This window comes from Pedococcus sp. P3_C7 (assembly GCF_056402615.1).
Map to the genome: position 1 here is coordinate 636,039 of NZ_JBFUHC010000001.1, position 13,741 is coordinate 649,779.

Annotated in this window: 13 protein-coding genes and 1 pseudogene; 9 read left to right on the forward strand and 5 right to left on the reverse strand. The window is 69.1% G+C overall.

From position 1 onward, the window contains the following. Positions 1-8 precede the first annotated feature (8 nt). The 5 genes from cax to AC1DS4_RS03020 all read left to right on the forward strand — a co-directional run bounded on the left by cax (position 9) and on the right by AC1DS4_RS03020 (position 5,078). The gene (gene cax / locus AC1DS4_RS03000) at positions 9-1,139 is read left to right on the forward strand and encodes a calcium/proton exchanger (RefSeq protein WP_477645985.1); all 1,131 of its coding nucleotides are present in this window, start codon (positions 9-11) and stop codon (positions 1,137-1,139) included. A gap of 140 nt (positions 1,140-1,279) precedes the next feature. Further along, entirely contained in the window at positions 1,280-1,621 is a 342-nt protein-coding gene (locus AC1DS4_RS03005) for a single-stranded DNA-binding protein (protein ID WP_477632177.1), read from the forward strand. A 125-nt stretch (positions 1,622-1,746) separates the two neighbouring features. Next, entirely contained in the window at positions 1,747-2,196 is a 450-nt protein-coding gene (locus AC1DS4_RS03010) for a helix-turn-helix transcriptional regulator (protein ID WP_477612961.1), read from the forward strand. A gap of 5 nt (positions 2,197-2,201) precedes the next feature. Then, positions 2,202-2,609 carry a VOC family protein gene (locus tag AC1DS4_RS03015; protein WP_477612962.1) on the forward strand — a complete coding sequence of 136 codons (408 nt, stop codon included), beginning with the start codon at positions 2,202-2,204 and terminating at the stop codon, positions 2,607-2,609. A 78-nt stretch (positions 2,610-2,687) separates the two neighbouring features. After that, positions 2,688-5,078, forward strand: coding sequence for an ATP-binding cassette domain-containing protein (locus AC1DS4_RS03020; RefSeq protein WP_477612963.1), 2,391 nt, complete (start codon positions 2,688-2,690; stop codon positions 5,076-5,078). Here the strand turns inward: AC1DS4_RS03020 and helR are convergent. Then, positions 5,065-7,237, reverse strand: a pseudogene (gene helR, locus AC1DS4_RS03025) (RNA polymerase recycling motor ATPase HelR). The gene AC1DS4_RS03020 and the pseudogene helR overlap by 14 nt on opposite strands. Before the next feature lie 226 nt (positions 7,238-7,463). On the opposite strand from helR, the gene AC1DS4_RS03030 reads away from it, so the two are divergent. Beyond that, positions 7,464-8,321 carry an aldo/keto reductase gene (locus AC1DS4_RS03030; RefSeq protein WP_477612964.1) on the forward strand — a complete coding sequence of 286 codons (858 nt, stop codon included), beginning with the start codon at positions 7,464-7,466 and terminating at the stop codon, positions 8,319-8,321. A 42-nt stretch (positions 8,322-8,363) separates the two neighbouring features. On the opposite strand, the gene AC1DS4_RS03035 is transcribed toward AC1DS4_RS03030, so the two are convergent. Further along, positions 8,364-8,984 (reverse strand): L-threonylcarbamoyladenylate synthase, encoded by a 621-nt coding sequence (locus tag AC1DS4_RS03035; protein WP_477612965.1) that lies wholly within the window; start codon positions 8,982-8,984, stop codon positions 8,364-8,366. Between the two features lie 94 nt (positions 8,985-9,078). Here AC1DS4_RS03035 and tdh point away from each other — a divergent pair, with 94 nt between their 5' ends. From tdh to AC1DS4_RS03050, 3 genes are read left to right on the forward strand one after another with little or no spacing between them, the layout of a single operon-like run. Then, positions 9,079-10,116: an L-threonine 3-dehydrogenase gene (gene tdh, locus AC1DS4_RS03040; protein ID WP_477612966.1), complete on the forward strand. Its 1,038-nt coding sequence runs from the start codon at positions 9,079-9,081 to the stop codon at positions 10,114-10,116. Positions 10,117-10,120: 4 nt separating this feature from the next. After that, a complete protein-coding gene (locus AC1DS4_RS03045; protein WP_477612967.1) occupies positions 10,121-11,329 on the forward strand; it encodes a glycine C-acetyltransferase in 1,209 nt (402 codons plus the stop codon). Between the two features lie 9 nt (positions 11,330-11,338). Then, positions 11,339-11,908, forward strand: coding sequence for a dihydrofolate reductase family protein (locus AC1DS4_RS03050; RefSeq protein ID WP_477612968.1), 570 nt, complete (start codon positions 11,339-11,341; stop codon positions 11,906-11,908). Here AC1DS4_RS03050 and AC1DS4_RS03055 read toward each other — a convergent pair. The 3 genes from AC1DS4_RS03055 to AC1DS4_RS03065 are packed head-to-tail and all read right to left on the reverse strand — an operon-like array spanning position 11,905 to position 13,736. Further along, on the reverse strand, positions 11,905-12,351 hold the full coding sequence (locus tag AC1DS4_RS03055; protein ID WP_477612969.1) for an OsmC family protein: 447 nt from the start codon (positions 12,349-12,351) through the stop codon (positions 11,905-11,907). The genes AC1DS4_RS03050 and AC1DS4_RS03055 overlap by 4 nt on opposite strands. Next, a complete protein-coding gene (locus tag AC1DS4_RS03060; RefSeq protein WP_477612970.1) occupies positions 12,352-12,891 on the reverse strand; it encodes a DUF1697 domain-containing protein in 540 nt (179 codons plus the stop codon). Further along, positions 12,891-13,736 carry a PhzF family phenazine biosynthesis protein gene (locus AC1DS4_RS03065; RefSeq protein ID WP_477612971.1) on the reverse strand — a complete coding sequence of 282 codons (846 nt, stop codon included), beginning with the start codon at positions 13,734-13,736 and terminating at the stop codon, positions 12,891-12,893. Before AC1DS4_RS03065 ends, AC1DS4_RS03060 begins: the two co-directional genes overlap by 1 nt. Between the last annotated feature and the right edge of the window lie 5 nt (positions 13,737-13,741).

Consider the following 13,741-nt stretch of genomic DNA (forward strand, 5'->3'; position numbering starts at 1 on the left):
GCGCGGAGGTGAGCAACCCCCCGCTTAGGGGTTGCAGCACCGCTCCCCGCACCGCGACCCCGGTCGAGTCCGTCCTCGTCAGGTCCGACTACGTCGTCCTGACCGGCGGTGGGCTCGCGGTCGCGCTGGCCGCGCTGACCCACTTCGTCGGGGCGGGTGCCGTGCTGCCGTTTGTCTGTTCGGCAGTGGCCGTCACCCTGCTCGCCTCGCTGGTGGGGCGGTCCGTGGAGCAGCTGGGAGACCGGTTCGGACCCGGCGCGACGGGCGTCCTGCAGTCGGCACTGGGCAACCTCCCCGAGCTGTTCATCGCCCTCTTCGCCCTCAAGGCCGGACTCGTGGCGGTGGTGCAGGCAGCCCTGATCGGGTCGATCCTCGCCAACCTCCTGCTGGTGCTCGGCCTGGCCTTCCTCGTGGGCGGGCTCAGGCACGGGACGCAACAGCTGAACTCCGAACGCGCCCGCAGCATCATCGTCCTGATGGTGCTGTCCGTCGCAGCCATGGTGGTGCCGTCACTCGCGCACTACGTGCACACGCCTGCCGCAGCCCACGAGAAGATCTTGTCGCTCATCGTGTCGGTGGTCCTCCTGGTCCTGTTCGCGCTGACCCTGCCTGCCTCGCTACGCCGGAGCTCGCCGACCGGGGGATCGGGAGCGGACGAGATGGAGCACGAGGCTCCCCGCTGGCCGGTCTGGCTCGCAGTCGGCCTGTTGGCGCTGGCCGCGGTGCTCTCGGCGTTCGTGTCGGACTGGTTCGTCGTGGCGCTCGAGCCGGCAATGAAGGCCCTGAGCATCTCCGACGCCTTCGCCGGTCTGGTCATCGTCGCGATCGCCGGCAACGCGATCGAGAACGTCGTCGGGGTGCAGCTGGCCGCCCGCAACCGGTCGGAGTACGCCTTCTCGATCGTCATCAACTCGCCGATCCAGATCGCCCTGGTGCTGGCTCCTCTGCTCGTCGTGCTGTCGTCGGTGTTCGGCTTCGCGACGCTGACCCTGGTGTTCCCACCCATGCTCGTGGTGTCCGTCGTGATCGCCGTCATCATCACGGCCTTCATCACCTTCGACGGTGAGTCCACCTGGATCGAGGGGGCCGCGCTGATCGCGGTGTATGCCGTGATCGCCACCTCGTTCTGGTGGGGCTGAGCAGCAACACCGGCCGGGGCCGCAGCGCCACGGCCCCATGACGGCTCCCTGTGTCCCCACGTGGGCGTCGTCGCCGCCGTCGTCCACACGTGGACCTCGCGGTCCTCGACCTGAGCCGGCACCACCGGCAGCGTGAACGCATGGATGACACAGTGGAGTGGGTCAACGAGGTGCGACTGGTGGGCAAGGTCAGCGGTGCCGTCCACGAGCGCGAGCTGCCCAGCGGGGACAGGGTGGCCGCCCTGCGTCTGGTGGTGCCGCGCCCTCCGGGTCGCGGTCCGGGCTCCGCCAGTGTCGACACGATCGACGTGGCCTGCTGGACGGGACGCACCCGTCAGGCTGCCCGACGACTGGCCGCCGGGGACCAGGTCGAGGTCGCGGGTGCCCTGAGGCGCCGCTTCTTCCGCGCGGGGGCGGCAACCGCGAGCCGCTACGAGGTCGAGGCGCACCGGCTGACCCGGAGGCGGACTCCAGCGGGGTAGGGGAGTGGTCGCGCGGGGAGGTGGTGCCGGGGAGGTGGTGGTGCCGGGGAGCCTGCACCGCGTGGCGAGCCTGCCCTGTGCCGAAGGCGCTGGCACGGGCGCGCGCCACGTGGCACGCTTTCGAGGTGACCAGCACTCCCGCCGCCGAGCAGCACCTGCGTGACCTCGCACGGCTGCGCCGGGTCCGCGACCGGATCGACCGCGAGTACGCCCTGCCGCTGGACGTCGAGGCGCTGGCCCGTGGCGCCCACATGTCGGCCGGGCACCTGAGCCGTGAGTTCAAGCAGGCCTACGGTGAGTCTCCGTACAGCTACGTCATGACCCGGCGCATCGAGCGCGCCATGGCGCTGTTGCGTCGCGGGGAGCTCAGCGTCACCGAGGTCTGTTTCGCGGTGGGGTGTTCGTCGCTGGGCACCTTCAGCACCCGGTTCACCGAGCTGGTCGGCGTCCCACCGAGCACCTACCGGCAGCGGATGGCAACGCCGACGCCGGAGATGCCGTCGTGCGTGACGAAGCAGGTGACCAGACCGATCAGGAATCGAGAAGCGCGGGCCACCGAGGCGCAACTAGCCTGAACCTCATGGACATCACCATTCACGCCAGCTTCCTGCCACAGGACGACCCGGACGCCGCACTGTCCTTCTACCGCGACACACTCGGCTTCGAGGTCCGGGGCGATGTCGGCTACAACGGGTTGCGGTGGATCACGGTCGGCCCCGTCGACCAGCCCGGCACGTCCATCGTGCTGCACCCGCCGGCAGTCGACCCGGGCATCACCGACGAGGAACGTCGCACCATCGTCGAGATGATGGCCAAGGGCACCTACGCCACGATGCTCCTCGCCACCGCCGACCTCGACGCCACGTTCGAGCGGGTCGCGGCAAGCGGCGCCGACATCGTGCAGGAGCCGACCGAACAGCCGTACGGCGTGCGCGACTGCGCCGTCCGCGACCCCGCCGGCAACCTCCTGCGCATCCAGCAGGGCTGAACCGCACCGCACCCTTGCTGCACGCCAACTCGGCAGCACACCCCGCGCATCGCCTCACGGACGGAGACACGACCGAGCATGGCCACACCGAAGGACAGCCAGGTGCAAGCGGTCCACGCCGCCGACAGCCACGACACGATCAGCGTGCTGGGCGCGCGGGAGAACAACCTGAAGGACGTCAACGTCGAGCTCCCCAAGCGCCGGTTGACGGTCTTCACGGGCGTGTCGGGTTCGGGCAAGAGCTCGCTGGTGTTCGCGACCATTGCCGCGGAGTCGCAGCGGATGATCAACGAGACCTACAGCGCCTTCGTGCAGGGTTTCATGCCGAGCCTGGCCCGCCCCGAGGTCGACCTGCTCGAGGGACTCACGACGGCCATCATCGTGGACCAGGAGCGGATGGGTGCGAACCCCCGCTCCACGGTCGGCACGGCCACCGATGCCAACGCCATGCTCAGGATCCTGTTCAGCCGCCTCGGACACCCGCACGTCGGGCCGCCGACTGCCTTCTCGTTCAACGTCCCGACGCGCAAGGCGAGTGGGGTCATGAGCACGGAGAAGGCCTCGGGTCGCGTCGAGAAGAACGTGGTCCGCGACGTCGTCTACCTGGGAGGGATGTGCCCACGTTGTGAAGGCATGGGCGCGGTCTCCGACTTCGACCTCACGGCGTTGTACGACGAGAGCAAGTCACTGAGCGGGGGCGCGCTGACGGTTCCGGGCTTCAGCATGGACGGCTGGTACGGCCGGATCTTCGCCGGAGCCGGCTTCGACATGGACAAGCCGATCGCGAAGTTCACGAAGAAGGAGATGCACGACCTGCTCTACAAGGAGCCGACCAAGATCAAGGTCGAAGGCATCAACCTCACCTACGAGGGCCTCATCCCCAAGATCCAGAAGTCGATGCTCTCCAAGGACGTCGACGCGATGCAGCCGCACATCCGTGCCTTCGTCGAGCGCGCGATCACGTTCCAGACCTGCCCCGAGTGCGACGGCACCCGGCTGACCCCTGAGGCAAGGTCCTCCAAGGTCGCGGGCAAGAACATCGCCGAGCTGTGCGAGATGCAGATCAGCGACCTGGCCGAGTGGGTCCGCGCGCTCGAGGAGCCGTCGGTCGCGCCGCTGCTCACCGGGCTGCAACACCTCCTCGACTCGTTCGCCGAGATCGGGTTGGGGTATCTGTCGCTGGACCGGCCGGCAGGCACCCTGTCCGGGGGAGAGGCCCAGCGCACCAAGATGATCCGGCATCTCGGGTCGTCCCTCACCGACGTCACGTACGTCTTCGACGAGCCGACGATCGGGCTGCACCCCCACGACATCGAGCGGATGAACCAGCTACTGCTCCAGCTCCGCGACAAGGGCAACACGGTGCTCGTGGTGGAGCACAAGCCCGAGACCATCGCCATCGCCGACCACGTCGTCGACCTCGGTCCCGGCGCCGGCACCGAGGGCGGCAGCGTCTGCTTCGAGGGGAGCGTGGAAGGACTGCGGCGCAGTGACACCATCACCGGCCGCCACCTCGACGACCGCGCTGCCCTGAAGGAGTCGGTCCGTCCCTCGGCCGGCGCGCTCGAGGTCCGTGGTGCGTCGACGCACAACCTCCAGGACGTGGACGTCGACGTACCGCTCGGCGTCCTCTGCGTCGTCACGGGCGTCGCAGGGTCGGGCAAGAGCTCACTGATCCACGGCTCGGTCGCCGGTCGCGACGGCGTCGTGGTCGTCGACCAGGGTGCCATCAAGGGCTCACGCCGCAGCAACCCGGCCACCTACACCGGACTGCTTGAGCCGATCCGCAAGGCGTTCGCCAAGGCCAACGCCGTCAAGCCGGCCCTGTTCAGCTCGAACTCCGAGGGCGCCTGCCCCTCCTGCAACGGCGCGGGCGTGATCTTCACCGAGCTGGGTGTCATGGCGACCGTCGAGTCCACCTGCGAGGAGTGCGAGGGGAAACGCTTCCAGGCGTCCGTGCTGGAGTACACGCTGGGAGGTCGCAACATCGCCGAGGTCCTGGCGATGTCGGTCACCGAGGCGGAGGCGTTCTTCGGCGACGGCGAGGCGAAGACCCCTGCCGCCCACAAGGTCCTCGACCGGCTCGTGGACGTCGGGCTCGGGTACCTCACCCTCGGCCAGCCCCTGACCACCCTGTCCGGCGGCGAGCGGCAGCGAGTCAAGCTGGCCACGCAGATGGCCGAGAAGGGCGACGTCTACGTCCTTGACGAGCCGACCACCGGCCTGCACCTGGCCGACGTGACAAACCTGCTCGGGCTGCTCGACCGGCTGGTCGACTCGGGCAAGTCGGTCATCGTCATCGAGCACCACCAGGCCGTCATGGCGCACGCAGACTGGGTCATCGACCTCGGCCCGGGTGCCGGCCACGACGGTGGCCGGGTCGTGTTCGAGGGCACTCCGGTCGAGCTCGTCGCCGACCGTTCCACCCTCACGGGAGAGCACCTGGCCGCCTATGTCAGGAGCTCGTGAGGATGACGAGCTGCCCCGTCGCTCGGGTCATCGCGACGTAGCGGTCGACCGCTCCCTCGATGCCCGTACCGAACTCCTCGGGGTCGACGAGGACCACCAGGTCGAACTCGAGCCCCTTGGACAGCTCGGGGGTCAAGGACTGGACGCGGGAGGTCGCCCGGAACGCCGGGCGACCGATGACGCAGGCGACCCCTTCGGCATGCTCGCCCAGCCAGGCGTCGAGAGTGGCGTCCAGGTCTGACGTCGCGCCGTGGACCACAGGGACACCGGTGCTGCGGATCGAGGTGGGCACGTTCGCGTCCGGGATCGCTGCCCGGATGACCGGCTCGGCCCCGGGCCATCACCTCCACCGGCGTCCGGTAGTTGACGCTCAGGGAGGCGAGGTCGACCCGGTCGAGCCCGATCCGCTCGAGTCGCTCCTGCCATGTCTCGGTGAACCCGTGCCGGGCCTGGGCGCGGTCCCCGACGATCGTGAAACTCCTCGACGGGCACCTCGCCAGCAGCATCTGCCACTCCGCGTCAGTGAGCTCCTGGGCTTCGTCGACGACGACGTGCGCGAACGGGCCGGCGAGCTGGTCGGAGCCGGCGTGGGGGAGTGCCTCCTCGTCCAGCATCGCTGCCTGGAGGTCCTCGCCACGCAGCATCGACATCACGTGCATCTCCGAGTCGTCCGTGGCGATCAGGTCGTCGACGACCCTGGCCATGCGTTCGCGCTCGGCGGTCACCACGGCGTCGTGCCGGCGTTTGCGGAGGGAGGCTTCCGAGTCGCCGAGCCGCTGACGGGCGGCGTCCAGCAGAGGCAGGTCGGAGACCGTCCAGGCCTGGGCATCGGCACGCTGGAGAGCCCGGATGTCCTCCGTGCTCAGCCAGGGAGCGCACATCCGCAGGTAGGCGGGCACCGTCCAGAGGTCACCGACGAGGTCGGCTGCCTCGATCAGGGGCCACGCGTTGTTGAGGACCGTCAACAGCTGCCGGTTCTGCTGCAGCCACCTGCGGAGCAGCTCGGGGGAGATCTCGCCGTCGTCAGGATCACCTTCGGGGTCGTCGGCCAGTCGGTCCACCAGGATGGTCAGCAGCTCGTCCCAGATCTGGTCGCGCGCCTCGTTGTGCGGAGTACCGGGGTCGGGCGCGTCGAACGCGGTTGCCCAGTCGTCGGCACCCACCCAGACGTCGGACCACGGGGTGGTGACCGTCATCCCCGTCGTGGGTGGCTCCTCGTAGAACCGGACGGCGGTCTCGATGGCCGCCACGATTTCAGCCGACGACTTGAGGACGGCCACGATCGGGTCGCTCTCCGTCGGGGCAGTTGCGCCTCCGGGGACGAGGTCGCGGACGGTGCACGTCTGGACTCCTTCCTCGCCGAGACTCGGGAGCACGTCGGAGACATAGGCCAGGTAGGGCTGGTGCGGGCCCACGAACAGCACCCCTCCGCGGCGGTGCCCGAGTCGTGGGTCCGAATAGAGCAGGTATGCCGTGCGGTGCAGGGCGACCACGGTCTTCCCCGTCCCGGGACCACCGTCCACGACGAGTGGCCGGCGGGACCCTGCGCGGATGATGGCGTCCTGGTCGGACTGGATCGTGCCGAGCACGTCCCGCATCCGGGCTGACCTGTTGGTCCCCAGGCTGGCGATGAACGCGGACTGGTCGTCGAGGGAGGCGGCGTGCCCGGCATACCCGTCCGAGGTGAACACCTCGTCCCAGTAGTCGCTGACCCGACCACGGCTCCAGCGATACCTGCGCCGGCTGTCCAGGCCCATCGGGTCGGCGTGGGTAGCTCCGAAGAACGGCTCGGCCGCGGGGGAGCGCCAGTCGAGCAGCAGCCGACGGCCGTCGGTGTCCGTGAGGCCGAGCCGTCCGACGTAGACGGGCACGGGGTCGTCCCTGAGGACGATGTGCCCGAGGCACAGGTCCAGCCCGAACCGGCGCAGGGCGCGGAGCCGGGCACTCAGCCTGCGGACCTCCACGTCACGTTCCAGGGCCTCCTGACCCAACCGGCCCGGCGCCCTGCGAGCGACCTCCAGCCGGTGTGAGAGGTCTTCGATCGCCTGTTCGAGGCTCTCGGCGATGGCAGCGAAGTGCTGCTCGTCGCCGGCGATCAGGCTCGGGTCAGCCTTGGCGGTCAGATGGACGGGCAGGTCGAAGGCGCTGGTTGTAGTCATCGGCCGACGATTCTGCGGCACGACCCGGGCCTTGCTGCAAGCCCCGGGGTGCGCTATACGTTGGGAGTGGAAGGGAGCGGTTGCTCTCTTCCACTGTGTTGTCCAGCGGTGCGTTCCACGGGCTCCATCGAGCACCTTGATCGGCTGGTCCAGTGTGAAGGATAAACGCCGATAATCGACATTATGTCAATCTAGGGATTCTGGAAGCCACCCCTACGGTGGTGCCATGGGCACTGACACACCGACCGCCGGCGACACCACCTACTCCCTCAACGACGGCACGTCGTTGCCGGCCATCGGCTTCGGCACCTATCCGCTCAAGGGCGCCGATGGCATCGACGCGATGGTCAGCGCCCTCGAAGCCGGTTACCGACTGCTCGACACGGCGGTCAACTACGGCAACGAGGAAGAAGTCGGCGAGGCCCTGCGTCGATCGGGAGTCCCCCGTGAGGACGTCGCCATCGCCACCAAGATCCCCGGCCGCTTCCACGCGAAGTCCCTGGCGCTGGAGTCGCTTCGGGACTCTGCGGACCGACTGGGTGTCGACCGGCTCGACGTGGCCCTCATCCACTGGCCGAACCCCAGCCAGGACCTGTATCCGCAGGCCTGGGAGGCGCTGGTCGACGCCCGACGCGAGGGCCTGGTCCGCACCGTCGGCGTCAGCAACTTCACGGCGCAGCACCTGCGCCGGATCATCGACGAGACCGGCGTGACGCCGGCGGTGAACCAGATCGAGCTGCACCCGTACTTCCCCCAGCAACAGATGCGCACCCTCCACGAGGAGCTGGGGATCCGCACCCAGGCGTGGAGCCCGATGGGCAAGCGGCAGGCGCCCTTCGACGCGCCGCCGGTGGCCGATGCGGCAGCTGCGCACGGGGTCGCCCCGGGTCAGGTGATCCTGCGCTGGCACGTCCAGCTGGGGTCGCTACCCCTGCCCAAGTCCGCCACGCCTGAACGACAGCGACAGAACCTCGACGTCTTCGGCTTCGAGCTCACGCAGGCCGAGATGGCTGCGATCACCGCCCTCGGCCGCGAGGACGGACGCCTGTTCGGCGGCGACCCGGACACCCACGAGGAGATGTAGGGGGCGAGCACCCCTCTCGCACTCCCCCGTTCGAACATCTGTCTACTCGAACGGCGTCGGGTCTCCCGCGCCCACGCGGGTCACCTCGGGGGTCCCGTCGGAGTAGTCGATCACCGTCGTCGGGTCGGTGCCACACTCCCCCGCGTCGATCACCGCGTCGACCTGGAGGTCGAGCTCCTCCTTGACCAGCCAGCCCTCGGTCATCGGCGCCGTCTCCTCGGGCAGGATCAGCGTGCTCGACAGCATCGGCTCCCCCAGCTCGGCCAGGAGCGCCTGAACGACGCGGTTGTCCGGGATCCTCACGCCGACCGTCTTCTTCTTGGGGTGCAGCAGCCTCCGTGGCACTTCCTTCGTGGCCGGGAGGATGAACGTGTAAGGCCCGGGGGTCGCGGCCTTGATGGCGCGGAACACCCGGTTGTCGATGTGCACCAGCTGCCCGAGCTGGGCGAAGTCGGCGCACACCAAGGTGAAGTGGTGCTTGTCGTCGAGGTGCCGGATCCGCACGATCCGCTCCTTGCCCTCCTGGTTGCCCAGGGCGCACCCGAGTGCGTAGCCCGAGTCCGTCGGGTAGGCCACCAGCCCTCCGTCCCGGATCAGCGCCACCGCCTGCCCGATCGCCCGTGGCTGCGGGTCAACGGGGTGGACGTCGAGATAGCGGGCCATGGGGTGACTGTATGCCGCGTGGTAGCGCCTGCGCGCACGCGGCGCAGCCACGCGGCATACCTCCCCTTTCCGCCAGCCGACTATGTTGTTCGGCGTGCGAGCACTCGTGAAGACCCATGCCGGCCCCGGACTCGAGCTCAAGGACGTGCCGGAACCACAGCCCGGACCCACGGACGTGAAGATCCGCGTCCAGCGGGCGGGTCTGTGCGGCACCGACCTGCACCTCGAGCAGTGGGACGACTGGGCGGCATCCACCGTCACAGCGCCGATGACCATCGGACACGAGTTCTACGGCGAGGTCGTCGAGGTCGGTGAGGACGTCGACTCGGTGAGGGTCGGGCAGCGTGCTTCCGGCGAGGGACACATCGTCTGCGGGACCTGTCGCAACTGTCGGGCTGGGCGGCGCCACATGTGCATCCACACCAAGGGAATCGGCGTGAACCGCGACGGGGCCTTCGCCGACTTCGTGGTGATCCCGGCCCCGAACGTGTGGGTCCAGCCCGATGACCTCGACCCCGACCTGGGTGCGGTGTTCGACCCCCTGGGCAACGCCACCCACACGGCGCTGTCGTTCCCCATGGCCGGGGAGGACGTCGTCATCACGGGCGCAGGACCGATCGGCGTGATGGCTGCCGCGCTGGCGCGCCACGTGGGAGCCCGACACGTCGTCGTCACCGACCTGAGCGACTACCGGCTGGACCTGGCCAAGAACGCCGGAGCCGACCTCGTCGTCAACGTCCGCACCTCCGACCTGGGCGAGGCCATGAGGTCGCTGGGCATGAAGGAGGGCTTCGACATCGGTCTCGAGATGTCCGGAGTGCCGAGTGCCGTCGAGGACATGCTGGCGCACATGAACCACGGCGGCCGCGTGGCGATGCTCGGCCTGCCCAAGGATCCCTTCCCCATCGACTGGGGCCGGGTCATCACCCACATGATCACCATCAAGGGGATCTACGGGCGCGAGATGTACGACACCTGGTACGCCATGAGCTCGATGCTCGGCAACTCACCGGTGCTGCGCGACCGGATCGCCTCGGTGATCACCCACCGCCTCCCTGCCGAACAGTGGCAGGACGCCTTCGCCGCGGCCCGTTCGGGTCAGTGCGGCAAGGTCATCATGGATTGGAGCTGACCGGATGTACGGCACCGTGAAGGACGAGCTGGCCACGACGTTGCGGGAGATCGCTGACGCCGGGCTGTACAAGCACGAGCGCGAGCTGAGCTCGCCGCAGTCCGCCCACATCACGACAGCCCGAGCAGACGGGCTGCGGTCGGCAGCGCTCAACTTCTGCGCGAACAACTACCTGGGCCTGGCCGACCACCCCGATGTTGAGGCTGCAGCCGCAAAAGCGTTGCAGGACTGGGGATTCGGCATGGCCAGCGTGCGGTTCATCTGCGGCACGCAGGAGCTGCACAAGCACCTGGAGCGGGCGATCTCGGACTTCCTCCAGATGGAGGACACCATCCTCTACTCGTCCTGCTTCGACGCCAACGGCGGAGTGTTCGAGGTGCTCTTCGGGGCGCAGGACGCGATCGTCTCCGACGAGCTGAACCACGCCTCGATCATCGACGGCATCCGCCTGTCCAAGGCCAAGCGGTTCCGCTACAAGAACGCCGACATGACCGACCTGCGCACGCAGCTCGAGGCCGCCGCCGAAGGGGGCGCGCGGCGCACGGTCATCGTCACCGACGGCGTCTTCTCCATGGACGGGTTCCTCGCCCCGCTCGACCAGATCTGCGACCTGGCCGACGAGTTCGGTGCCATGGTCCTGGTCGACGACAGCCATGCGGTCGGGTTCGTCGGCGACGGCGGTCGGGGCACCCCGGAGCGGTTCGGCGTGATGGACCGCGTCGACATCGTCACCGGGACGCTGGGCAAGGCCCTCGGAGGCGCCTCCGGCGGCTACGTCAGTGCCCACCAGGAGATCGTCGACCTGCTGCGCCAGCGTTCGCGGCCCTACCTCTTCTCCAACGCGGTGGCCCCGAGCGTTGCCGCGGGCTCGCTCAAGGCGCTGGAGATCGCGGCGGGTTCCCAGGAGGCGCGCGCCCGGTTGCGCTCCAACACCGAGCTGTTCCGCGCCCTGATGACCAAGGCAGGGTTCACCCTCCTGCCCGGCGAGCACCCGATCACCCCCGTCATGTTCCCCGGTGAGGACGGCGCCCGGCTGGCCGCGCAGGTTGCCGACGCCATGCTCGAGCAGGGCGTCTACGTGATCGCCTTCTCCTACCCCGTGGTCCCGCAGGGCAAGGCGCGCATCCGCGTGCAGCTGTCCGCCGGGCACTCGGAGGACGACGTGCGTACGTGCGTGTCGGCCTTCACGGCGGCGCGCGACGGCCTCGCCTGAGCGTCGGCCATGGCCCGCCTGCGTTACACGGCCATCGCCTCGCTCGACGGATACGTCGTCGACGTCTCGGGCAGCTTCGACTGGGCCGCCCCGAGCGAGGAGGTGCACTCCTTCGTCAACGAGCGTGAGCGGCCGGTCGGGACCTACCTCTACGGCCGTCGGATGTGGGACGTGATGAGGTACTGGGCAACCGCGGACCACGACGCCGACGACGCCTCGCCGGCCTCCGCCGACTACCGGCGGATCTGGCAGGCCGCAGACAAGGTCGTCCACTCACGGTCCCTCGCCGGGGTCGACACCCCGCGCACCGAGCTGGTCGCCGAGTTCGATGCAGAGGCGGTCCGGCACCGCAAGGCGACGGCTGCCGCGGACCTCAGCATCGGGGGGCCCACCCTGGCGGCCGAAGCCCTCAGGGCCGGTCTCGTCGACGAAGTCGCGCTGTACCTACATCCGGTCTCGGTCGGTGGTGGCACCCCGGCCCTGCCTCGACAGCACCGCGCGGAGCTGGTCCTGGCCGAGCAGCACACCTTCCGGGACGGCGTGGTCTTCCTGCGCTACGACGTCCCAGGACGTCCTTAGCCCTCTGCGACTCCGCTGTCGATCGGCGTGCCGATCACGACGGTGCGACTCACCGTGCACAACCGGTCGTGCGACATGGCAATCGCCTTGGGCAGCATGTCGCGCGCGCTGTCACCCGCCTCCCCCTCGGGAAAGGTCACCGAGAAGCGGACCTTGATGTCGCCCAGGTGGTTGCCGTTGTCGTCCCGGAGCTTGTCGCCCTCGGCCGTGACGGTGAAGCCCTCGGGCTCGGCCCGCTTGACGGTGATGAAGTCGACGTCCACGGCGCTGCACCCGGCAATGGCGGTGAGCAGCAGCTCGACGGGCGTGAAGTCGGCGTTGTCCCCTCCCCCGATGCGCATCGTGCCGCCGCGCACGTTGGTCACCTCGAAGACACCCTTGGAGACCCGTTCCATGCTCACCGAGCGATGTCCCAGTCCGGTGCCACCAGTCTCTTCGGCCATTCAGGTTCCCCATTTCTGCGCCAGGGCGCGGACGACGGTCAGGTTCCGGGCCGTGCCCGGGATCCCGAGGATCTTCTCGATGCGGGCGCCGGTCAGCTTCAACTCGTTGAACGGCACGGACAACTCCAGGAGGACATCCTTGCCGATGACGGTGGCGCGCTCTCCCTCGACCTCCCACGCCTGCAGCTCCGTGGTCGCGGCAGCGGTGGGCGCCGTAACGCAGAAGCTGACATACCGGCTGGCCTCGTGCGGCAGCTGATCGGGTATGCCGTCGACCGCCTGCACGAGCACCGGCAGCTCCGCGGCCTTCCTGGCGATCGCGACGATGTCGAAGCCCGCGGACTCACCGAGGAGCCGACCGACCTCGGCCTCGACCTTCGGGACGCTTCGCATCGGGGTCGTGACGAAGACGTTGCCGGTCTGGATGTAGGTCTCGACGTCGCCGAAACCGTTGTCGGACAGTACTTTCCGGGCGTCCGCCATTTTCAGCTGTCGCTTGCCGACGTTCACCGCCCGCAGGAACACGACGTAGCCGGGCATCAGAGCTCGACCTCTCCGGAGCCCACCGGACGCACCAGCCCGCCCACCCGGACCGTGCCGTTGTCATCCACGGTCAACTCGAGGAGCGACGGCCGCCCGACCTGGGCGCCCTGGCTCACCGACCACCGACCCGATCGACCCTGACCCACGAACCACGCGCCGAGGTTGGAGCAGGCCGAGCCCGTGGCGGGATCCTCCGAGACGGCGTCGCCGTCGCTGATCAGGGCTCGCGCCTCGATCTGCCCCTCCCCCGCCGCCGACCACACGTAGACGAGGGTCTCGCCACCCTTGGCGCCCATCCCGGCATACCGGGCTAGCAGCTCGGGCCGGACTCGTGCCCGGCGCACGGCGTCGACCGAGGTGGCCTGGGCGATGACCTGGGACGTCCCGACACTCACCTGCTGCACCGGTCCGACGAGGTCAGCCGCCCCGAGTCCGATGGCCTGCGCAAGGTCCTCGATGGCGAGCTCGGCCTCGACCCGGCCGGTGTTCGCGGTCAGTGTCCAGCGGTCACCGTCGGCCTCCACCGGGATGACCCCTGCCGGCATGGACAGACCGAGCTGGTCGCCGCGTCCGTGGAGGTCTCGGGCGACGTGGGCGGTGCCGAGGGTCGGATGCCCGGCGAAGGGCATCTCGAAGGACGTCGTGAAGATGCGCACCCCAGCGTCCGCCCCATCGCGCGGTGGGACGAGGAACGTCGTCTCGGACAGGTTGAACTGTCGGGCCAGGCCCTGCAGCTGGTCCTCCGACAGGCCCAAGCCGTCCTCGAAGACGCACAGCGGGTTGCCCGAGAACGGGTCGGAGGCAAGGGCGAAGACGTTGAGCAACCGGTACCTCAGGCGCATGCGCC